A 22,548-nucleotide genomic window follows, 5' to 3' on the forward strand; every position below is an offset into this window, starting at 1 on the left:
TAGTTCATGTAATGACAATTTAAGGGAACCCCTTCGCACCAATGTTTAAACCCACTTTTCTCCATCCGGAAAAAGTGTAGTACTTTTTTTATTTTTGACGTCTAGTATTTTGCAGCTTGTTGCTAAGGAGGTGGAACGGGTGCAGGAGATTGATATAAAGAAGTTGGTCCAACAGGATTCTGCAGAATTTCGGCTGTTTATCCGTTCCTACCAGCGTTATATTTATCAACTCGCTTATGGGGTCCTCCGTCATGAAAAAGATGCTGAGGACGCAGTGCAAGAAATTTTTATGAAAATCTATAATGCTCTTCCAAATTATCGTAAAGAAGGATTGAAAACGTGGATCAGACAAATATCCGTTCGACACGCCATTGACTTGAAACGAAAACGAAGTAGACGCAGCGACCGTGATGATGACTTAGAAAAAATGAGTCCTTATTTAGATGACGGACAAGAATCACTTGAGTCGAAACTCATTCAACAAAACATGAGTGAACAACTACTTCATCGTTTACGAGAACTACCTGAGAATTACCGCGTTGTCATTTTTGCGTTTTATATCGAGGAGAAATCATATGAGGAAATTGCAAATGAACACAAATTAGAATTATCGGCCGTAAAAATGCGATTATATCGCGGCAGGCAATGGATGAAAAAACATTGGCGGGAGGAGGAGTTCAGATGACACATTTCACAAAACAACAATGGGAAAGATTCGGTCAAGGAGTACTAGCGCAGTCCATCGAAAGAAAAATGGAGGATCATTTAACCGTGTGTAATCAATGTCTTATCACTTTTGAAGAAGTATCTCTTCAGCATGAGCCCTCACCTGAATTTAATGTGGAGGATCTAGTCATGGCTGCTCTCTTAGCTGACCAAACAAAAACTGTACGTCCTATGACAAAACCATCCTCCCACTTGCGCAAAAAAACGGTCGTTCATTTTTTCATCTCAGCAGCCGCAGCCATCATGCTGGCAAGTACAGGTATTTTTTCATCGCTCGTTGATGAAACATCAAGCGTTCCAAGTAAAGAACTAATAGATACTCCATCGATCACTTCATCGCTTATGGAGCAAACCGAGCGATTGTTCAATCAAATGGATCCGTCGCCGAAGGAGGAGTTAGAATGACAAAATCACCAGTAATCGCATTTCTACTTTCCATTATGCCAGGATGGGGGCATGTTTATATTGGAAATGTGATTAGAGGGTTTGTATATTTCTTTGTAACTACAGGATTCATTCTTGGCGGAATTTTGTTTGCCTTGATGGGTGTTGCAGTCATCTTTTTAGCACTTTTTTTGATCGGACTATTGATTTACGCCATTAGCTTCTTAGACATAATTATGAGTTTAAACAGATTGAAATCCGAAGCCATGGAAAATGGGGAAGAACTGCGATCAAGACGTTTTATCACGGGTAAACAAGAAGATTCTGAGCGCTTTTTCACGATTATCCTTTCCCTATTTCCTGGACTTGGTCATTTCCAATTAGGGCTAATGAACCGCGGACTAACCTTTATGGCCACCTTTTTGGGAATGGCGGCGATGATTTTCTTCGTCACGGCACTTCTCGAATCAAACGCTTTCTTACTTTTCTCCATTTTATTGCCAGTCGTTTGGATCTACAGTTTTGTCGATATTATGCAAATGCTTTCACGCAAGCAAAATGGCGAAGAACTGAAGGACCGTTCTATCTTAGAAGATTGGGAAACTCGCCGAAAAGATGACAAAAAGAGTACAGCAATTGCTACAGTCTTATCAATCTTCCCTGGTGCAGGCCACCTGTACTTAGGTTTACAACAACGCGGCATACAATTAATGGCTGCATTTCTTTTTACAATTTATATATTAGATGCATTACGTCTAGGATTGTTTTTGTTCCTTATTCCACTAATCTGGTTTTACAGTTTCTTTGATGGACTGCAAAAAACTTCACGTTATGGTAAAGAAGAGCTTTACGATGAGCCTGTATTTGGCTTCTTCCATCAATATAAGCGCTGGCTTGGCGTAGGTCTGATCTTTATCGGACTTTATTATTTATTATTCAATGGCTTGCTGCCTGCACTTACACATAAATTTATGGATTGGTTTGGGGTCGATATAAGATTTTTGTTCGAATACTACTTCCAAACGTTTTTACTAAGTATTGTGTTGGTGATTGTTGGAGTGAAGTTGTTTAGAAAAAAATAATGCTTGAAACAATCAAAGCCGATTTTCGCTCAATTGCGGAAGATCGGCTTTTTTTGTATTATCTCTTTGGGTCTTTTCTAATAAAGGAAAGATAAAACAATAGAATGTATTACGAATGAAACCTAAATAGCTAAAGTGGGAACGGCAGAATGACAATCACAGTCAACTGCTGACAGAAGTCACTTTTCTCTCCTGTAGTGAATGACCTGTGACCTCGAGGAACTGAATGTCGAATCAAATCAATAAGTTTTACTTATGTTAGAACTGAAAAAAATTATAATTTTCTTATGAACAATATTCCTCTAAACTAGAAGAGAATCTTTTAGGAGGTGTAAATTATGAATCATGATAAGAAAAATCAAGTGAAAACCATTTTTTCTAAAAACGCTGACGCTTATGCCACAAGTAAAACGCACGCTAGCGGTGAAGACCTTGAGCAGTTAATTGATTGGCTTCAGCCTTCTTCACGTGCAGTTGCCCTAGACCTTGCGACTGGGGGCGGGAATGTAGTAAAACGTCTAGCTCCAACGTTAGCCACTGTTTTTGCAACTGACCTTACAAAAGAAATGCTTCAAAACACATCACATTTTTTAACAGACTACAAAAACGTTTATTATGTTGTTGCTGATGCTGAAAACATCCCCTTCTTAAATGATTCATTTGATATCGTTACTTGCAGAATTGCTGCTCATCACTTTCCAAACCCTGCGTTATTCATTGAAGAAGTTCATCGTGTACTAAAACCTGATGGCACATTTATATTGATCGATAATGTTGCCCCTGCTATCCCAGCGCTCGATGAGTTTATGAACACCTTTGAAGAAATGCGTGATCCAAGCCACTCAAAGGCTCTTTCGGTAAAAGATTGGATTGGGCTTATTGAGAGAAATCAATTAGAGATTGTAAGAGAACAACGAACGAAAAAGACACTACCTTTTCACAATTGGGTAAATCGAACAGCAGAAGACCAAAGTCAGGTTCAAGCTGTCACTCACTTTTTCAAAAGAGCTCAGAAAGAAGAAAAACAATATTTCGAGTTTAAAGAAGAAAAAGGTCGTTTACAGTCTTTTTCAATTGATCAATGGATGGTCATGTGTAAAAAAAAGAGTAGCTCGTGATGCGCTGCTCTTATTTATCTATTTTAATAAGATGTTTTCACGTTCACTTAAGAGGGAACAACCTCTTAGCACTTAACTTACTATGTTCAACACAGTCATCCCGAGAGGTATGTACTGTGGTGTGAGAGGACGGAAGTTAATCACTCCCTCCTACTCAATTATTTGTTTAGACCATAGAGTAATATTATTGTTGTTACTATTACTAATCCTATCCACAAATATATTTTCTTCGTCTTTCGATCTTTATAAGCCATGAACAAGGTTCCTAAAATAATAGAAACTGGCCATATAATATAAAGCCATACACCTCCATAAAAAACACCTATAATTGCAATAAGTAGTGATAGATATAAAAAAATGTTGCTTAGATAGCGATAAATCGAAACTCCAAGAATACCTTCCAAAAGGAAAATCAAATTAAGTATATAGGTGCAAAAGGAAGCACCAAAGAAGTGTTTAGTCGAATTATCGAATTTGATGAGAGCAGGAGAATGGTAAATAAAAAGTATTTCCAAAAGCAACACTTCACACAATACAATTAAGAGGCGTAGATCGTTAACTACCTAAAATCATATTATTTCCTAGGAAATGATCCCTCTCGACAAAAAACCTCTCCTAGCAAAGTAGGAGAGGTAGGATATCACGGTTACAATTCTTTAAACGTTTCCGTTAAGATTGGTACAATTTGTTTTTTTCTTGATACTACACCTTCTAAAAGCGCAGTATTGTTTTCGAGTGAGAGGTTATATGCTTTCTCTACCGCACTTGATTGCGCCCCGCGAACGATGATCGTTGAGTTGCTATTCAATATATCTGTCACAGCAAGGATAAAAACAGATAGCTTTTTCTCAGCAATCACAAGATCGAGCATGCCTTCAATATCTTGTTGCAATGACAGGACATCAGCTGGGTCAATCGCATTTACTTGTGCAATTTCCACACGATGATCGCCCATTTCAAATACTTTTGAATCTAAGGAAATAAGCTGTGCAATTGTTTTCTCACTTAAATCAGCACCCGCTTTAAGCATAGCAAGTCCATATTCCTCTACATCAACTTCCGCAAGCTCGGCAAGTTCACGTGCTGCTTGGATGTCTTCTTCTGTACAGGTTGGTGACTTAAACAATAGTGAATCTGAAATAATAGCAGACAGCATTAAACCGGCCATGCCTTTAGGAATGGCAACATTATTTTCTTTGTATAGTTTTTTAAGAATTGTTGCTGTACACCCAACTGGTTCAGCTCTGAAATACACTGGCTCGCTCGTTTCAAAGTTTGAAATACGATGATGATCAATGACTTCCATAATGCGTACATCTTCAATGTCATTAACGCTTTGTTGGCGTTCGTTATGATCAACTAGAATAACTTTGTCTACTTCATCTCCAGCTTTCTCGATCAATCGAGGCGCCTCTACATTAAAGTGCTCAAGCACATATTGTGTTTCACCATTTATTTCACCAAGACGTACCGGTTCAGCTACTACACCTATTTCATTTTTTAAATATGCATACGCAATAGCTGATGTGATCGTATCTGTATCAGGATTCTTGTGTCCAAAAACAAGTATTTTTTCCATGCTTCTACTCCTTGTGTTTAATATTTAATGAAAAAGTCCAAAGAGTGTTCGAGGACGTTTTTCTCTTTCTCTATCTTACCAATTTCGGCGTCATTCTTGTAGCATGAATTATATCGAAATTCCATAAATACGATTCGTAAGTATACTTGACTATGTTCTAGTAGTTTTTCCACTCGGAAATTCTAATTCAAATCCCACTGTTATCGCGAATTGATGATACTCCCTCCCCCCTTCTATTAGATCCTATTTTTCATAAAAAAAATTTCCGGATCCGATTCATCTAAGCCTTCAATTAGCCCACACTCGTTATAACCTAACCTCCTACATAGTTTCTTCATTAGATAGTTAGATTGATTTGTGCTTGTAAAGACCTTCTGTGTTTTACACTGAGTTTCGACTTCTGTAATAAGTTTCGATGCTATACCTTTTTTTCTATAATTCGGACTTACAACTACTAATGGAAGAACGTTAGGAACACGTTCAACTAGAAACATCAAAGACGTCTTTTACATTTTCTAAAAAAAGCTCAAAATTCCATTGTCATCTACTTCTATTGCTTAGCTTAGACTTATATACATGTAATAGATGCCCCCACCTTTGAGTTGGTGGTAAAAGTAGAAGCTCAGTTTATGTACTTCACTTTAGAAAAAGGAGCAACCGATGTTACACCGGTTGCTCCTTTTGACATAAACGTTGTCTCTTATTGTTGTTTTTTCAAAAGCATCAAAGTTTTTTCAATATCACTTAGTAATTGCTCATCTGGGACAACGCTCTTTACCTTGTTCTCGGCTGGTCGATCCATTATATTAAAAGGCTTTTCTGCATAAGTTGAAGGTCTAAGTTGATCAATTTGATCAATAATAGCAACATGACTAATTCGAACATACTTTCCATCTTCATCATATAATTCTTCATTCGCACTAACTTGCGCTTCAATCTTCTGACCAACCTGGAGCTTTTTATCTACAGCAGTTGTCCATATAAACCGATTATCATCCGAATCTATAAAATGAATAACATTCGATAGATGTGATTTCAAACGAGGTTTCACGTGTACGACAGACAAATCGATTGTAATTCTCATTGATTTCATCCCCTTTCTTGCGGTGGCACCTTACTTATGTAAATCCACAATTGACTTTCTAACTCACACTATTTATACAAATATTTATGAGAAGCATCGTCAACCGGAAATTGATTTCTAATAAATAAAAATATATAGAATCTTTAAATTTTTCAATTGATTAATTTTTCTATATTTATAGAAAAATAATAATGTATAGACTCTTTTAAAAAATTATAAAATAATAGTTGATAAATTACAAGAATCAGCTCTTTGTTTATCTTATTCATTATAATTTTGTGTTTTTTCAGAAAATTATTGTCTTCCCTTACTTATTATCGAACAATACTTTCGAATTCAACTTGCATCGTGGAAAGATAAAAAACGATTTTGACGAAATCATCATGAACTTTCTTCCATGCGCTCTATGTTCATTGACACGTTCTATAAATGTGTATAACATGTTTAGCATGTCAAAAAGTTAACCATGCAAACTACATTGTTTTGTATGTTAGGAAGAAGGAATAGATCGTGTCATCAGAACAAAGGAAAAAAATGCTTATTTTAATGATTAATATTTTTATTGCTGTCGGCAGTTTTGGGATTATTATTCCGATTTTACCTGCTTATCTCCATTCAATTGGTGAAGGTGGAACAGCAGCTGGATTGATCATCGCAATATTTGCCGGTGCACAGCTTATCATGTCTCCTATTTCAGGGAAATGGGCAGATCAATATGGACGACGAATAATGATCATCGCTGGTTTAAGCGGTTTAACACTTTCCATGTTTATCTTTTATTTATCTGATTCTATTTGGGTCTTATATGGATCTCGTGTGATTGGTGGAATCGGTGCAGCACTTGTGATTCCTGCAATTTTCGCCTATGTTGCAGACATTACCTCAATGGAACAACGTGCGAAGGGGAACAGTTTTATTTCAGCGGCTATGTCACTAGGAATTGTTGTTGGTCCTGGTATTGGAGGATTTTTAGCTGAGTTTGGCTTAAAAGTTCCCCTCCTTGTTTCTGCATTGGTATCGTTAGCTTCCGTTATTTTTTCAGTTATCGTGTTAAAAGAAAGCAGTGAACGTGAAGAGAATCTAATGCAGGATGAAGAACCAGATCCTTTAGTTAAAAAACTAGCAAAATCAGTTCACAAGCCATATTTTATTCCACTAGTCATTACACTAATTATGAGTTTTGGATTAATGTCATATGAATCGGTGATCGGAATTTTCGTAGATAATCAATTCGGAGCAACTCCACAAGAAATCGCCATAATGATTACATCTACTGGAGTTATTAGCGTCATTGTACAACTTTTTGTTGTCGATAAACTTGTACGAAGACTCGGAGAAGGATCTGTTTTGAATATCTTTCTTGGAGTGGCGGCGTTTGGCTTTTTATTATCATTATTCGCCTCAAGCTATGCCCTATTTTTTTGCGTCACGCTACTTATATTTTTGGCGACTTCCATTTTACGACCTGTTCTTACCACGCTCGTATCCAAACTTGCAGGGAATGAACAAGGGTTTGCAATGGGGATGAATAATACTTACATGAGTATCGGCAACGTACTTGGACCAACACTCGCTGGTCTCTTATTCGATGTAAAAATCACCTATCCATTTGTACTCGGACTCATCATTCTGTCCATTACGATCTTTGTTTCTATGACATGGCAAAAAAAACAATCTAAAAAAATGCTACAAGTCGAGGTAGACCAGTTGTAAAATAAAAGATCATAAAAATAAAACACCTTCGTAAATGTTACACTCTAAACAAGTACATTTATCGGAGGTGTTTTTATTGAGATCTTTTTCTCACAAAGGAGATAAGTGCTTAAAAGGACTAATTACTAGGCGTTTATTATTGACTAATGCACTGTTCAAAAATTAGATGTTTTATTATTCAAGACCATTTCCATTTCGGGTTCTTGATTTCGATCTTTTTCATTTTCAGAAGCGTTCACATAAAGAGCAGCGGAAACATCTCCCATAACATTCGTAGCGGTACTAAACATGTTGAGAAAACGATCGATTCCTGCAATCAGTGCGATGCCTTCTAAAGGCAAATTAACAGAAGTTAGGACTAGTGATAGCATAATTATACCAGCACCCGGCACCCCGGCGGTTCCAATTGATCCTAGAGAAGAAATTAAAACAATAATTAATATTTGTGAAACAGTTAAGTCAATTCCGTAAAATTGTGCAGTAAACAGAGCTGCTATACTCAGATAAATAGATTGCCCGTCCATATTAATAGTCGCGCCTAACGGCAAAACGAAACCTGTGACCTTTTTTGATATGCCAAAATGATCTTCTGAATCTTTTATCGTAATTGGCAACGTACCAGAACTGCTTTGTGTACTGAAAGCTACTAGAGCCGCAGGGGCAATTCCTTTAAAAAATTTAAGCGGACTCGTTTTCCCTAGTGTTTTGACAGAAATAGAATAGACTACAACGATATGAATAATACATGCGGTTGCAACAGCCAAAAACAACTTACCCAAGGGGATTATAACAGAAAGACCATACTCTCCAATAATCGGAGCCAACAAGCCGAAAATGCCAAGTGGAACAATTTTCATAACAACACCCGTTATTTTATACATGACCTCCGCAAACCCTTCAAATAAACGGTATACAGGTTGTGCTTTTTCACCAGCCATTGTAATTCCTAGACCGATAAATATTGCAATGAATATCGTTTGCAAAATATCACCATCTGCTAAGCTAGCAATTGGATTGGTTGGAACAATATTTAATAGAATGTTAATAATACCTCCTGAATCCGTCACGTTAGGCACATCTCCAGTAGGGGTAATATTGATTCCTGAACCGGGTGAAAATAAGGTACCGATAGCTAAACCGATAAGAACGGCAACGATCGTTGTACTAAAATAATAAATAATTGTTTTCCCGCCCATTCTTCCTAGCGTTTTCATGCTTCCAGTGCTTGCTATTCCTACTACCAAAGTAGATAAAATCAAAGGTACAATAAGAAATGTAATCAGGCGTAAGAATAAGTCCCCAAGTGGCTGGACAATTTTAACGCTAGGTCCAAAAATGATACCTGCAATGACAGCGACAACAAAAGCGATCAATATCTGTGTAAGAAAACCGACTTTTCCGACTCTCCCCATTCGAAATTGCCTCCTTCAAATGATTTATCAATGGGGTAACTAGACTACCCTTTCTGAACACCTCTTTCCATTATGTATCTATATATCTTTTAGTAATGTGGGACGAACAGGTGATTGAGAACGCTGAAAGCTTGATTTCGCAGATTGTCCTATTTCAGACACTAAAATATCACGAATGATTTGCTGGCAAACACGACCTTGACAAGGTCCCATACTAGCTCGAGTGCGTTTCTTTACACCAGGGATGGATGTAGCACCTTCATATATAGACTTTTTGATATCTGATAAACAAACACTCTCACAGCGACAGATGATGAAGTCTTTCATGATATCTTCCCCTTCTCCTTTTGTATTTTTTTCCAATGGGAATTCATTTTATCTCGCCCTTCCTCAATATGGGGAAGAAATCGGATAGGAGACTGTTCACGTGCCAGTGTTACTTCTTTTATAGCCTGTTCCTCAGACATGAAGGTTTTCTTACCAAGTGATTGAGCGATGGATACTGCTGCGAGTTTTCCTTGTGCTATCGCGACCTTTGCACCTTCAATCCCTGTTATATTCCCTGCAACAAATAGGCTTTCCACAGGGGTCCGTAAGTTAGGCCCATGCACTGGAATAAGTCCTCCTAGTTCCGGTATATCTACAAGTGGACAGCCTGCTACTTGAGCAATATCTATTAAGGGGTATAACCCAGCAGAGAGACAGACTGCATCGACCTCCACCTGTTTAACGCTACCTTTGGGATCACCATTCACAGTAACAGATTGCATGATAACGCCCTCTACATTATTTTTACCTTCGATACTTACTACTGCTTTACGCATATGTACGGGTATTCCTTCAATTCTCAGTAAGTTGAAATGCAAAGCATGCGCCGCCAGTTTTCTTAATTTCCCTGATGCAAGCCTTCCCATTGTCCGAAGAAGAGGGTTGGGAGCAAGATCCGCCACTTCTGCCAGGCGACCAACACTATTGATTGGGGAGGAAAAATCACTGCTTATTGGTGATTTAGGAGGTAAAGCAACTCCTACCACATCAATGCCAGCCTGCTTCATTTCCATTACTACAGATAAAGCAAGCGGATCTGTACCAACGACCATTACCCTCTGACCTACTGCTACATGATGAACATTAGTAAATGTTTGAGCCGCACCAATGCTGAATACACCTGGTAGTGTCCATCCTGGCATAGGTAATGCCCTCTCTGCTGCACCTGTAGCCAACAACAACACTTGTGAAGTCAAAGACTTTTCTTTTGCCCCAGTTAGTTTAATATGCCACCCCTTATTTACAGTCCAAGCTGTAACACCACAAAAAATGTGAACCCCCAATACCTTTGCCTGTTCCACTAACCCTTGAGCAACTTTTTTTCCATCCCATTGTTTTTCATTTGGAGGAGCTTTTGGGTCATCATAAAGTTGGCCGAGTAGCCTCCCTCCTGGACGAAAATATTCATCTATGACAGCAACTGACAAACCACTTTTAGCTATTTCTATTGAGGCAGCAAGACCAGCTGGACCTGCACCAATAATGGATACATCTACGTTCATTTTCACTTCACCCCTATCTGCCAAGTTGGAACTGAAGATACCTTTGTTCCTTCGGTAAGCGGAGTTAGGCATGTGCGGACATTGGGTATTCCATCAACTTCAGCTCTACATTCATAACAGTGACCGATCCCACAAAAAACTCCTCGATACTCACCTGTAGTATCACAGAGTCGTAGAGCCCTTATTCCATTAGCTAATAATGCGGCAGCTATTGGCTCATATTCATTACCAATCAGTTGTTTTCCATTAAAGTAGAACGGCACCTCTTTTTCATTTTTTGATTCTTCCGAAAACTCCAGACGATAAGATGCACACAATGCTTATTCACTCCCTCTCATACAACGGATGTTTTTCTAAAACGATTCAGCGAAAAATGACTTATATCAAAACCAGGATCAAGTCCACATGCAACTTGGGCCATCACTTTCCCTGTTGCAGGAGCAAGGGCAATCCCATCACCTTCATGACCTGCTGAGAGGTATAAACCTGAAAAACCTTCTACTGGTCCCATAATAGGCATTCCATCCGGTGTGTAAGGACGAAGCCCTGCAAAAGTACGTAAAACCCTTACATTTTCTAGCTCAGGAAAAACTCGTACGGCCCCTTTTCCAATCGCACTAATTACTTCGGGTGTCGTTCTAAAATCGAAACCAACAAATTCACGGGATCCACCAATTAAAAGATTCCCGCTGTACGTTTGTCCAATCACTAGGCCAACTCCAGCAGGATTGTTGGGATCGATGGAATCAGTACCATTTCCCTTTTTAGCTGCAATATAAGCGGCATTCAATACAGTAGAATGGATAAAAGAAGGAATTTTCTCTGTGACCAAAATCTGACCACGTCGCGGAATAATTGGTAGATCTATTCCCAATGGCTTTAGCAGATAAGGAGTCCAGACACCAAGTGCTAATATAATTGCATCGGCGTATAGTTTTTCCCCAGAAACTTCAACCCCTAAAACACGATTACGTTCAGTAATGAGACTGGTAACCTTAACTCCTAGACGAATGCTGGCGCCTAATTTTTCAGCTGCTTTTGCCATGTTCAAGGAAACGTTTAGCGGATTTACCTTCGCATCATGGTCCCACCATGTGGACCCTAATATATTTTCAGATAAGCCAGGTTGTCGTTGTTGAGCTTCTTTCTTAGATAATAACTTCACGTCCATACCCGCTTCTTGCTGCTGAGCAACAAGCGTTGACATCATTTCCATTTCCTCTTCCGTTTCGATTAAAATCATTCCACCCTCTTTTTTATATTCCAGATCACATACCAATTCATTTTCAAGCTCTGCATAAATCTTTGAACTTTCAATCCCTAGGTCGAGAATCGGTCCAGGTTTCTTTGATTGCAACATAATCGCTTGATCACAGGATCCAGATGTACCTGAAGCAATATCTTTACCTTCTAATAAGGTAACGTCCGCTCCTAATTTGGATAAATAATAAGCTGTTGATGTTCCAATAATTCCACCACCGACGACGATCACACTATAGTTCACTTATTATACCTCCCTGTAAATAGTAAACTTTCAATCCTATAAAATTTTGATAGAAATAAATACCTATACAAAAGCGTCCCTAATTGTTATTTATATTAAAAATTTTTGGGAAGTCTTCTTGCTATTTCATGAACAAATGATCACTAAGTTGATAACGCTTACAAATTATAAGTGTAGTTAACGAAGAGCGTTGTGTACGTACTTAGTCAATGTAAGGATATCGAAAACGGGAAGTTGGGTAACTCTTTTTATATCCTCTATATAAGGGGTCAAGTTTGTACATTCAAGCACTATTGCTCTTATATCGTGATGGTTCTCAATCAGTGCCTTTGCTTGTTGAAGAACTTCTTGTTCTACTTGTTTAACATCCATTACTTCATTCCCTTCTATTATGGAACGGTTAAACTCACTCATATCATCCATCCCTTCAATTGCTAACGGAATGTCCTTCACTCCCGCACCCTCGAAATGTTTAAAAGTCAGTGTTTCCTTTCTAGCTGTCAATACGCCAATTTTTCCTTTTTGTCCAATTAAGTTATAGACAAAAGGAATTTGCATAAGACTGGATGAATAAAAAGGCACATTCACTTCTGTTTGAATTTGTTTTTGAAAGAGTGCCAAAAAGCCACAGCATGTTGTTATCGCTTGTACTCCTTGTTCCTCCAATTCCTTAGCCGCTTTTATGAACGGCTCTATTAATGTAACATCTCCTTCTTTTACAACTCTAACTACTGAAGCATCATTAACCACTTTATATTTAACAGGAAAAGGAAAGGTACTTGCATTCCCCATATCGCCATGTATTCTTGGGAATACGGTATCCAGCATCAATATTCCTATTTTTTCACCGTAAGTCACATAGCCACCTTTTATGACAGTCAATACTATTCCTCCCTTAGTTTTGCACATTTTCACACGGTTGAATAACAAGTTTATTACCCATAAACTCAATAAAACAGAAAACAAGAAAACAGAACGATCCTGATAAAGCAATTTTCATAGCCTTAACAAGATCGTTTTTAAAATGGTTAAACCCCAATGATATTTACAACAACTTTAGGGAGAATCGCTTTTTATCTCCAAAAAATATGTTGTGTTTCTCAGAATTAATATGTCAATGCAACTCTATCTTTCGGATCGATCTTACTATCATGTCTCCAATTAGTTACTGGGGGAACTATATCTGTAATCGGATCAATATGAATATCTAAAAATACAGGTGACACCTGTTCCATTGCCCATTTCAAGCCTTCTTCCAACTTATCATTACGATCTATTTTAAGACTCTTCAAACCGAACCCTTCAGCGATTTTAGCAGCGTCAATTTTGTCAAAATCAACCGCTATATATCGTTCTTCAAAGTATAACTGTTGAAGCTTTTTTATCCACCCATAACTATTGTTCTGGAAAATCATAAAAACGATTGGTAGACCAAGTCTTTTCGCTGTTTCTAATTCACCAACTGACATCGCAAAACTCCCGTCACCAAACATCGAGAATACTTTTGACTTCGGATTTGCAACTTTAGCTCCGATGGAAGCCGACAAAGCATATCCTAAGTTTCCATGGCCTCGATCGAATACAGTTTTTCTACCTGCTTTTTTTATTTTGAAGTTGGAAGCCATGTAAGGAGTTTGTGTTCCAGCATCAATCACAAAAATTGAATTCTCATCCGTATTCTTATCTAAAAGGTCTATGACCCTTGCTGGATTTACATTATTCGTTTCTTTTTCTACTTCGGTTACCACTCTTGAAAACTTTTCTTTGATTGCATCTTGATACCAAATATTCCACTCTTGAAATTTCTGAGTGACATCTATATTATTTTTCAAAATTTCTGAGTCAAGGGTTGCTAAAAAAGACTTGATGTCACACATAATTGCTACATCAGCCCGTATATTTAAATCCAACATTTCTTCACTAATATCAACTTGGATAACTTTAGGAGAATGACTAAAAATACCTTTGTTCATTGTTGTAACATTATTTAATTTGGATCCTAACACTAGAACAAAGTCAGCATTCTTCATTATGCTATTTGTTTCATCTGATGCTCCATTTACGCCAATCACCCCAATTGCATGCGGAGAAGTTTCTGCTAGACTTCCTTTCCCATTAATAGATGTTGCAACAGGCACTGTATATTTATTAGAGAAATGCTCAAGTTCATCATACGCCGCAGATAGGTGAACACCTCCACCCGCAAGAATCACTGGGCGTGAAGCTGTTGTTAACATTTTATATACTTTTTCAACATCTATCTGGTTAGGAAAACTTTTGAATGAAGTCTCTCTTCTGCTTTCCCCTAAAAAAGGAAAATCATGGTCCTCTTCAAGAATATTTTCAGGAATCGATATATGTACAGCTCCTGGTCTACCTCCAGTAGCCATTCTAAATGCCTTTCTTATTAATTGTGGAATATTCGAGGCTAATTTTATTCGAGTATTCCATTTCGTAATCGACTTTGTTAATTCTTCTTGTTTTAATTCTGTTAACGCTCCAGTTTCCTCACTAGCCATGGAAATATCAGATGAAAAACAGATTAAAGGGATAGAGGAAGAATTGGCTTCACTTATCCCTGGAACGGCATACAATATCCCTCCACCACTAGGTACATCGACTACCCCCGGTTTTCCAGTTACTCTCGCATAAGTATCAGCCATATAGGCGGCATGACGTTCATCACGGCAAACAATATGTTTTATTTGATCGCTATGGTTAGATAATGCATCATGAAAACACATACTAGTATCACCAGGCACACCAAAGATAACTTCCACATCATTTTCAATTAATAATTTAACAATAGCATCAGCAGATCTCATTACAAAAACCCCTTTCTTTGTAACAAAAATTCACATCTTGAAGAGTAACTATCATTTTCCGTATACTATTCTCTAACAAACTTTTAATCTTAATTACAACCTTTCTTATAAGAAAACACATTAAAGCACGTCTGTTGATTACCGTAAAAAAGAACTTCTATTCTGGTCATTGGACTATCGAGCATTTCACTCGCAAACAAGGACTATATTTTCGTAAGAGGTCATCAAGAAGAAATAACAACTGTTTGTCACTCGATTGCGGGACATTCACCGTTCGTATTCATTGAGTGGAAAAAACAGATCAACGGTGGAAAGGACTTCATGTGCAGCTTGGAAAGGTACAGTTTCTAACAAAGCATCGATTTCATGTCCTTTCCCTTATTGGATTGGTATGGGCACGTGATGGACGTCGCGACAAATTAAAAGATGTTTCAGCAGAAACGTTGACGATAAGAACAGATCCAGAAGGGACATCGAATCGTTTTTCCCATGGATCAAACACTATTTGATCCTGTGAAGAAAAAGTCGATCGACCTCAGTTGTTCCGGTCTTTTTTTCGATGTTTCTTGCATAACACACTGCCATTAGCGTGGGGGAATGATTTGGATGGATTCTTTTACCGGTTAAAATAAGAGCTTCTTTGGGTTAATCAACAGACGTGACATGAAATATATTTTCAGGATTATTTTACAACATATATTATTTAATTTCAATGAATTTTCGGAATTTTTACACTTAATTTTAAAGTACTACTTCAATTTTATTAACTCTATTGTATTTTATTCTCATAAAAATTAATTCGTACAAAACACCGATTTCGCATCGTTCCCCTTCAGTATTTTCTTCCTCCTTATTTTTTATAAACACTATTATGACCTCGATTCATTTAGAGAAAATATATAAATAAGTTGATCAAGAACAAAAATGAAGTATAATTTAAATAATTGAAATAATTGAATAATAGAATTATCAACAATATTACGAAAATCTCGGTATGAAAACAAATTTTGTCATAGAATTTGTACGATATAAGATTTATAGAAATGGCTAAAAAGGGGGAATGTATATGGATAAAATAGGGGATTTGATCAAACAGCTTCGAATTGAGAGAAAAATGACATTAAAGCAGGTTTCTGAAAAAACAGGCCTTTCTATTAGTTTCTTGTCTCAAGTAGAACTATCCAAATCAAGCATAACTTTGCAATCTCTTTCCAAAATCTCTGATGCTCTAGGGGTAAGTCGAAGCTATTTCTTTACAGAACAATATCAACCCACTGAGATATTTCGTAGTAAAAATGAAAGTGAAATAAATTTTCGGAAATCAAATTTTACTTATCAAAGTCTTTCAGGAAATGTCTCAAATCCAGTATTTGAACCCATGTTCGTTATATTACTTCCGGATAAAGAGAATGTTACAATCAACACCCATGGTGGACAAGAATTTGTATATGTTTTAGAAGGTACTCTAACTGTGCTTATCGGGGAAACAGAAACAGAGCTCGAAAACGGGGATAGTTTCCATATAGATTCTTCTAAACCTCATACTTGGTTTAATCGTACCTCAGAACCAGTAAAACTTTTGTATGTGTACTCTCACTAATCTGGAACTAAATACAAGTTATTACTTTATTATGCCATCGCACCCTCTCATGTCTCTTGGCATCAACGTGCATACATTCCTTCGTTTAGTCTAGTCATAAGCACGAGGCTAGCGAAAGCTCTTTTTTAGGTACCTCAAAACCGAATGCTGATTATTGTGCTCATTTCTCCATCCCATTCTCATGAACACTTTGATGCACACCACTTTTGGTCTTCGTTCATCGTCTATGTATCAGTCACTCTTTTGAAAAAAACACCAAATAATAATATGATTTTTGTTAAAATTTTGGTAGAGTATATTTAAGGGAGTTGGTTTAATATGCCAATCTGTCAAAATTGTAGCTACAAGTGGAGATGGAAAGAAGCTTTTGTAAAAATTTTTTCGTTTAAAAGAAAGTTAAGATGTCCCTCCTGTGAGTCACCTCAATACATTTCAAAAAAATCAAGAAACCTATTAAGTCTTTTTGCATTTATCCCCATGCTTTGGTTACCACTAGTATCATTTAGTGTATCCATCGGTAACATCTTGGCTTTAGAATTCGTTTCATATATTTTAGTGCTTATTTTGATGCCATTTCTATTTAAACTGAGTACCAATGATGAACCGATGTGGTAGTCCCTCTTCAACTTCCTGATGCTTTTGTTGCACAGAACGAATGTGAAAATAATTGATTTGGCCCCCAAGAGCTTTTCTATGTCTCCATTTAATTGCAACTCCTTTAATTGACTAACGTTTTACACTAAGCGTTTGCTTGCATCAAAAAATCCGATTACCTATAGCTTAGGAAAATCAGTTTACTTTTTTGAACAAGAGATTATGGAGGAGGATGAAAATGACAACAGAAAAAATCCCTACAAACCTTGATCCGCGCCTGCAAAAAGCCATTGTAAAAAGTCAGCAGAGAGAACTCAACACCTTAGATGAATCCGTTAAAGAGGAAAAGCTAATTTCAGTTATCGCCAAAATTACGGATATTGATATCTTTTGTGCTATCCCCGGTGTTCACCACGAAAACGATATCACTATAGCGCCGGATAAGTCTGGGCGAATCGTAACAGCAAAAGTCTCCGTGTCTGAATTGGAGAAAGTTCGACAATCGCCAGTCGTGCTGAGCTTAAAGGGAGCTCAACCGTTAAAACCGTTACTTAAAGATACCAATAAAGAAATTGACGTACCCCCTCTTATTGGAGCTGAAATTGAAGGAGGGAAAGGAGTAATCGTTGGAATAGTTGATCATGGTTGCGATTTCGTTCATAAGAATTTTCGTCGAGACGATGGTTCGACTAGATTGCTTGCTCTTTTTGATCAGAGAAATGACAAGGTCTACAGTAAAGAGGAAATCAATGAATCTCTCCAGACTGATAATCCCTATAACACCCTAGGGTACAATGTTAATACTCGGGCACACGGTACTCATGTAATGGATATTGCTGCTGGAAATGGACTTGGTACCCGTGTGAAGGGTGTAGCCTCCAATGCAGACTTAATTTTTGTCGAACCTTTTTACTGGGATATTGCCGACGGTGATTTAGGTAATTTCGGCGACTCCAGCAATCTTCTTGAAGCCATTAAGTTTATTTTCGAACAAGCGGGAGATCAGCCTTGCGTGGTTAACATTAGCCTTGGAACAAATGGTGGTTCCCATGATGGAACTTCACTCGTTGAGCAAGGAATCGACGGTTTGATCATTGATAAACCTAATAGGGCAGTAGTCATCGCAGCTGGTAATTCCTATGATGATAACATCCACGCCACTGGTTCTATACCACAAGGAGGTTACATCGATCTACATTGGGATATGTCAGAGGGGGACTTCACGCGTAACGAACTTGAAGTATGGTACGACGGTAAAGATGAGTTCCACCTTGAGATTATAAACCCGGAAAACGAGAGTATCTGCAATATAGGACTTAAAGAGAATTTTTTAAATCAGAAGATTTACGCTACCCAAGTTCAACATGATGATGACAATGGGGACAATGTAGCTATGGTTTTTTACCCTCTTGAAAGGCGTGTATCTCCGGGTACCTGGACCATTCGCCTTCATGGAGTTAGGGTGACAAATGGAAAGTTCCATGCATGGATTGAGCGAGATAATCACCTGCGTGGAGTACAGTCCAAATTTGCGCCGCCGAATGACAACACACATACGTTGGGTTCCGTTTGCTGTGGACATAAGAGCATTGTGGTTGGCTCGTATGATGCTAAATCTTCTGATACCCCTATTTCATTTTTTTCGAGTGCTGGACCAACACGTGACGGCCGCCAAAAGCCCGAAATAAGTGCGCCAGGTGGGAGTCCGCCAATTGGAGTGCAAGCTGCGTCTTCTCGTACACTCGACAAAACCATTGGAATGTCAGGAACTAGTATGGCAGCGCCGGCAGTAACAGGTGTCATCGCGCTGATGCTATCAGAAGCTAAAGCTCATGGCCTAACGCTTACCATAGATCAGATACGTAATATACTAGAGGAGACGGCAAGATATCATCACCCAGTTGGAGAAGAATGGGACAACAGATATGGTCATGGACGGATAGACGCTAGAGCAGCCATAGCAGCGGTAACAGCAATGGTTGAGGACTCAGAGAACAATGATGTTGGTCAACCCGATTTGCTGCTTAAAGAAAAGTAAGTTTCATATATTTTGATGTCATTCCTATATAAACTGAGTAACAATGATGAGCCGATGTGGTAGTCTTTCTTCATGCTTTTGTTGCACAGAACGAATGTAAAAATAATTGATAAAAACGCTTGGATTCCTCCAAGCGTTTTTGTCTATACTAAAACCTTTACTTTAAGAACTTCACACAAACAGGATCTGGAACTTGAATCACTGAATCCGTCTCAGTGAGCTTACCTGTCTCGGCATCTCGTTTAAATAACACCACGTTACCACTTTCTTGATTTGTTGCAATAAGGAATTTCTCACTTGGATCTAGGACAAAGTCACGCGGCCAGTTTCCGCCTGTATTAGCATATTCTACTAGCTCAAGCTCGTTTGTCACCTGATCAACTTTATATACGACAATTGAATCGTGGCCTCTGTTCCCGGCGTAAACAAAGCGACCATCTGACGAAATGTGGATGGCACTTCCTTGGCTATTGTCCTTAAAATCATCAGGTATAGCTGTGATTGATTTAATTATGTCAAATGAACCATTCACTTCATTATAACGAAGTACCAATACTTCATTACTAAGTTCAGTCATAGCATAGGCATGAAGGCCTTGAGGGTGGAAGGCTACATGTCTTGGTCCTGAACCAGGAGGTGTTGCTCGACGTTGTACATCATTTAGATTTCCTTCTTTATATTCATATGTCACGATTTCGTCTGTTCCAAGGTCAACGCCTACTAGAAATTTTCCGTCTGGTGTAAAACCGCTAAAGTGCATATGTGGTGCTTCTTGACGATCTTTATTAGGCCCATTCCCAACCTGTTGTGCAACTGATAACTGTTCCAACAGCCTCCCTGTATCTGGGTCCACTTTATATAGCACTACAGTACCATCATGGTAATACGCAGCTGCTGCATATTGATTGGTAGGGTCGATGCTCACATGACATGGCGAACTCTCTTTATTTGATATGCTGTTGATGAGCGTTAATTCACCTGTCACTTTATTCACCTCATAAGCAGTTAGACCTCCTGGAGAAACTGCATAGGCAAAGCGTTCATTATCACTAATCGTTACGTATGTTGGGTTAATCAATGGAGCGGCTACCTCAGCTCGGGCAAGTTCTCCCTTTTCTGTATCTAGTGTAAAAGAATAGACTCCTTCGCTCGTACCTTTTGTATATGTTCCTATGTAACCAGTGAACATTGTTTTCGTCAATTTTGTTTGCTCCCTTCTAGAACTCTTCATTTAACTATGTACCAATATAAATCATTGTAAAACGCCTAATTCTTGAACTACTCCACTTAGCGACTTCTGGAAGAAAAAACGTTATATTTCGAATCGCTCCAACAGAAGAACAACAAATATTGGCCATAAACCTTCTGCTACACACGTTTCGTCTTGAACCGTCTCTAAAAGAATGAAACGATGATTCTGACGATAACCACGAACATTTGTTTCTATTTTCATTATAATCAATTTATAGTTAACATTCTATATTTAATTACTTCAAAAAACAAAAAGGACGGTTCTTCCCCAGCTACACTTCGTTTAGAGGTGGCGTCTTCAAGTCATTAAAAAAGCAATGAGTGGAATCGTAGCTAAACTAAGTAAGGTTGAAGAAAAAATCGTCACAACAGCCGTGTCTTCTTCTTCCGTGTAGCGTGAAAATAAAACCGCGATGACCATAGCAGTTGGCATAGCTGTTTGAAGAACAATCATATTTGCAATCCAACCATCGAATGAAAAAACATTAAATATAACCATTACAGTTAATGGGATGACAAGCAGACGAAATGATAGCGGAAACCATACCTCTGGAAAAAACACTTTTCTTTTTTTCTTGAACAATGGCGGTAGCAACATTCCGACATACAACATCGCCATTGGAGCTGCTAACCCAGCTAGCATGCTCGTAAGTTGAATGACCATTTGTGGAGGTTCGAAGCCAGTGACAGCAACCAATATCCCAAGCAGGATAGCCATAATTGGAATGTTGATCACTGCTTTTAGTTGTCGGAATTGAAACTTACCTTCAATTTGAAGTATGTATAAAACGACTGTGTACACGATAACACTTAGACCAGCATCAAATATTGCAGCTAAAAATCCTCCCTCAGCACCAAAAATTGTTGCGGCTAAAGGTATTCCAATAAATCCAGTATTACCTAGAGCGCCAAGGATCATCATCTTAACAGCAAAAGTAGACTTAAAACGGAAAATTCTCGCAAACAAACCGACCATGCCAAGGGCCAGTAGATGATAGGCAAGTGAAATGCCAAATACCATCGCAGCGAGTGATAAAGTTTGTCCCGTCATCTCTACGCTAAAGACCCCATTTAAAATAACAGCTGGTACGGCTACGTTCAAAATAATTAAAATGAGGGTATATTTTACTTCCCTCGTCACATCTACACGATAGGCAAAAAATGTACCGATCGCGATCATAATCCCCATTACGCTAATGGTGGATAGGACGATTTGTATGTCCATAGGCAAAGACCCTTTCAAGAAACAATTTTTTCAATCGTACTTCATCAGTGCGGCATTGTCTAGATTGATCTTAATTAAAGGAAAACTGATCTTGAAAGTATATTTTAAATTGAAGGTTTTTTATCTTTTTAAATGGGAATACAGATGTAAGAGTAACCAATTAATTCCCTCTGTATTGTTCATGTGATAGTCTAAGATTAAAGGATATGTGGACATTTTTCGGTCCTTGTTAAAGGATCGGTTTAACATCAGGACTAAATACGCCCGTTCAAACTATGTCAAAAGTAAACATTTGAGGTGCAAACACATTTGTCCAAGACAAGAAATTTCACAGCCATTTTCATTATTTTTTTGGTCCTCATAGGACTTGGTATATGGATTGATCATGAAAAGGACCGGCGTGAAGAATTACAAAACGTTCCAATACCAACAGACCTTCACCCGATTGTCCAAGAAAAACAAGATGAACTAATCGAACAAGCTGCTTCACTTGGAATAACCGTTGTCATCACAGAGGGATTCCGATCAGTAGAAGAACAGGATGCCCTCTATGCCATTGGAAGAACCACCGAGGGGAATATTGTCACTTATGCAGAAGGTGGAGAATCCTATCATAACTTTGGATTAGCGATCGATTTTGCTCTTAGAACGAATGATGGAAGCATTATTTGGGATATGGAGTACGACGGGAACGACAACAATCAATCCGATTGGATGGAAGTCGTCGAGATTGCAAAAGAACTTGGATTTTCGTGGGGAGGCGATTGGCCCGGTTTTAAAGATTACCCTCATTTTGAAATGAGGTTTGGGCTATCCATACATGAACTACAGCGGGGGGAACGACCTGATCTTGAGGAGTGATG

22 protein-coding genes are annotated in these 22,548 nt (G+C 38.2%); 10 read left to right on the top strand and 12 right to left on the bottom strand.

Features of this window, described 5'->3' with window-relative positions:
- Positions 1–139: 139 nt before the first annotated feature.
- From AB1471_RS12655 to AB1471_RS12670, 4 genes are all read left to right on the top strand, one after another.
- A complete protein-coding gene (locus AB1471_RS12655) occupies positions 140–685 on the top strand; it encodes a sigma-70 family RNA polymerase sigma factor (RefSeq protein ID WP_367780132.1) in 546 nt (181 codons plus the stop codon).
- The gene (locus AB1471_RS12660) at positions 682–1,131 is read left to right on the top strand and encodes a hypothetical protein (RefSeq protein ID WP_367780133.1); all 450 of its coding nucleotides are present in this window, start codon (positions 682–684) and stop codon (positions 1,129–1,131) included. The genes AB1471_RS12655 and AB1471_RS12660 overlap by 4 nt, the downstream gene beginning before the upstream one ends.
- On the top strand, positions 1,128–2,192 hold the full coding sequence (locus AB1471_RS12665; protein ID WP_367780134.1) for a hypothetical protein: 1,065 nt from the start codon (positions 1,128–1,130) through the stop codon (positions 2,190–2,192). Before AB1471_RS12660 ends, AB1471_RS12665 begins: the two co-directional genes overlap by 4 nt.
- Before the next feature lie 338 nt (positions 2,193–2,530).
- Complete coding sequence (locus AB1471_RS12670) at positions 2,531–3,310, top strand: class I SAM-dependent methyltransferase (protein ID WP_367780135.1); 780 nt, start codon at positions 2,531–2,533, stop codon at positions 3,308–3,310.
- 646 nt (positions 3,311–3,956) lie between these two features.
- On the opposite strand, the gene AB1471_RS12675 is transcribed toward AB1471_RS12670, so the two are convergent.
- From AB1471_RS12675 to AB1471_RS12685, 3 genes are all read right to left on the bottom strand, one after another.
- Positions 3,957–4,889 (bottom strand): manganese-dependent inorganic pyrophosphatase, encoded by a 933-nt coding sequence (locus AB1471_RS12675; RefSeq protein WP_367780136.1) that lies wholly within the window; start codon positions 4,887–4,889, stop codon positions 3,957–3,959.
- 236 nt (positions 4,890–5,125) lie between these two features.
- The gene (locus AB1471_RS12680; protein ID WP_367780137.1) at positions 5,126–5,383 is read right to left on the bottom strand and encodes a GNAT family N-acetyltransferase; all 258 of its coding nucleotides are present in this window, start codon (positions 5,381–5,383) and stop codon (positions 5,126–5,128) included.
- A 206-nt stretch (positions 5,384–5,589) separates the two neighbouring features.
- On the bottom strand, positions 5,590–5,973 hold the full coding sequence (locus tag AB1471_RS12685; protein WP_367780138.1) for a hypothetical protein: 384 nt from the start codon (positions 5,971–5,973) through the stop codon (positions 5,590–5,592).
- 510 nt (positions 5,974–6,483) lie between these two features.
- Between AB1471_RS12685 and AB1471_RS12690 the strand changes: the two genes are divergently transcribed.
- Positions 6,484–7,686 carry an MFS transporter gene (locus AB1471_RS12690; RefSeq protein WP_367780139.1) on the top strand — a complete coding sequence of 401 codons (1,203 nt, stop codon included), beginning with the start codon at positions 6,484–6,486 and terminating at the stop codon, positions 7,684–7,686.
- A gap of 155 nt (positions 7,687–7,841) precedes the next feature.
- Here the strand turns inward: AB1471_RS12690 and AB1471_RS12695 are convergent, their stop codons facing one another.
- The 7 genes from AB1471_RS12695 to AB1471_RS12725 form a co-directional block, all read right to left on the bottom strand.
- Positions 7,842–9,098: a dicarboxylate/amino acid:cation symporter gene (locus tag AB1471_RS12695; protein ID WP_367780140.1), complete on the bottom strand. Its 1,257-nt coding sequence runs from the start codon at positions 9,096–9,098 to the stop codon at positions 7,842–7,844.
- 78 nt (positions 9,099–9,176) lie between these two features.
- A complete protein-coding gene (locus tag AB1471_RS12700; protein ID WP_367780141.1) occupies positions 9,177–9,425 on the bottom strand; it encodes a (2Fe-2S)-binding protein in 249 nt (82 codons plus the stop codon).
- The gene (locus AB1471_RS12705; RefSeq protein ID WP_367780142.1) at positions 9,422–10,648 is read right to left on the bottom strand and encodes an NAD(P)/FAD-dependent oxidoreductase; all 1,227 of its coding nucleotides are present in this window, start codon (positions 10,646–10,648) and stop codon (positions 9,422–9,424) included. The genes AB1471_RS12700 and AB1471_RS12705 overlap by 4 nt, the downstream gene beginning before the upstream one ends.
- A 2-nt stretch (positions 10,649–10,650) precedes the next feature.
- A complete protein-coding gene (locus AB1471_RS12710) occupies positions 10,651–10,965 on the bottom strand; it encodes a (2Fe-2S)-binding protein (RefSeq protein WP_367780143.1) in 315 nt (104 codons plus the stop codon).
- Positions 10,966–10,982: 17 nt separating this feature from the next.
- Complete coding sequence (locus AB1471_RS12715) at positions 10,983–12,152, bottom strand: NAD(P)/FAD-dependent oxidoreductase (protein ID WP_367780144.1); 1,170 nt, start codon at positions 12,150–12,152, stop codon at positions 10,983–10,985.
- Positions 12,153–12,329: 177 nt separating this feature from the next.
- Positions 12,330–13,034: an aspartate/glutamate racemase family protein gene (locus AB1471_RS12720; protein WP_367780145.1), complete on the bottom strand. Its 705-nt coding sequence runs from the start codon at positions 13,032–13,034 to the stop codon at positions 12,330–12,332.
- 224 nt (positions 13,035–13,258) lie between these two features.
- Positions 13,259–14,977: a thiamine pyrophosphate-binding protein gene (locus AB1471_RS12725; RefSeq protein WP_367780146.1), complete on the bottom strand. Its 1,719-nt coding sequence runs from the start codon at positions 14,975–14,977 to the stop codon at positions 13,259–13,261.
- Between the two features lie 323 nt (positions 14,978–15,300).
- Here AB1471_RS12725 and AB1471_RS12730 point away from each other — a divergent pair, with 323 nt between their 5' ends.
- The 4 genes from AB1471_RS12730 to AB1471_RS12745 all read left to right on the top strand — a co-directional run bounded on the left by AB1471_RS12730 (position 15,301) and on the right by AB1471_RS12745 (position 19,209).
- A complete protein-coding gene (locus AB1471_RS12730; RefSeq protein WP_367780147.1) occupies positions 15,301–15,486 on the top strand; it encodes a hypothetical protein in 186 nt (61 codons plus the stop codon).
- A gap of 557 nt (positions 15,487–16,043) precedes the next feature.
- Positions 16,044–16,577 carry a helix-turn-helix domain-containing protein gene (locus tag AB1471_RS12735; protein WP_367780148.1) on the top strand — a complete coding sequence of 178 codons (534 nt, stop codon included), beginning with the start codon at positions 16,044–16,046 and terminating at the stop codon, positions 16,575–16,577.
- Between the two features lie 318 nt (positions 16,578–16,895).
- The gene (locus AB1471_RS12740) at positions 16,896–17,192 is read left to right on the top strand and encodes a TIGR04104 family putative zinc finger protein (protein ID WP_367780149.1); all 297 of its coding nucleotides are present in this window, start codon (positions 16,896–16,898) and stop codon (positions 17,190–17,192) included.
- Positions 17,193–17,409: 217 nt separating this feature from the next.
- Positions 17,410–19,209 (top strand): S8 family peptidase, encoded by a 1,800-nt coding sequence (locus tag AB1471_RS12745; RefSeq protein ID WP_367780150.1) that lies wholly within the window; start codon positions 17,410–17,412, stop codon positions 19,207–19,209.
- A 157-nt stretch (positions 19,210–19,366) separates the two neighbouring features.
- On the opposite strand, the gene AB1471_RS12750 is transcribed toward AB1471_RS12745, so the two are convergent.
- Together AB1471_RS12750 and AB1471_RS12755 are read right to left on the bottom strand one after the other, a co-directional pair.
- A complete protein-coding gene (locus AB1471_RS12750; protein ID WP_367780173.1) occupies positions 19,367–20,398 on the bottom strand; it encodes a lactonase family protein in 1,032 nt (343 codons plus the stop codon).
- Between the two features lie 360 nt (positions 20,399–20,758).
- The gene (locus tag AB1471_RS12755) at positions 20,759–21,685 is read right to left on the bottom strand and encodes an AEC family transporter (protein ID WP_367780151.1); all 927 of its coding nucleotides are present in this window, start codon (positions 21,683–21,685) and stop codon (positions 20,759–20,761) included.
- A 309-nt stretch (positions 21,686–21,994) separates the two neighbouring features.
- On the opposite strand from AB1471_RS12755, the gene AB1471_RS12760 reads away from it, so the two are divergent.
- Positions 21,995–22,546 carry a M15 family metallopeptidase gene (locus tag AB1471_RS12760; protein ID WP_437342369.1) on the top strand — a complete coding sequence of 184 codons (552 nt, stop codon included), beginning with the start codon at positions 21,995–21,997 and terminating at the stop codon, positions 22,544–22,546.
- Positions 22,547–22,548: the final 2 nt, after the last annotated feature.

It is taken from the genome of Jeotgalibacillus marinus, assembly GCF_040801915.1.
Taxonomy (GTDB): Bacteria; Bacillota; Bacilli; order Bacillales; family Jeotgalibacillaceae; genus Jeotgalibacillus; species Jeotgalibacillus marinus.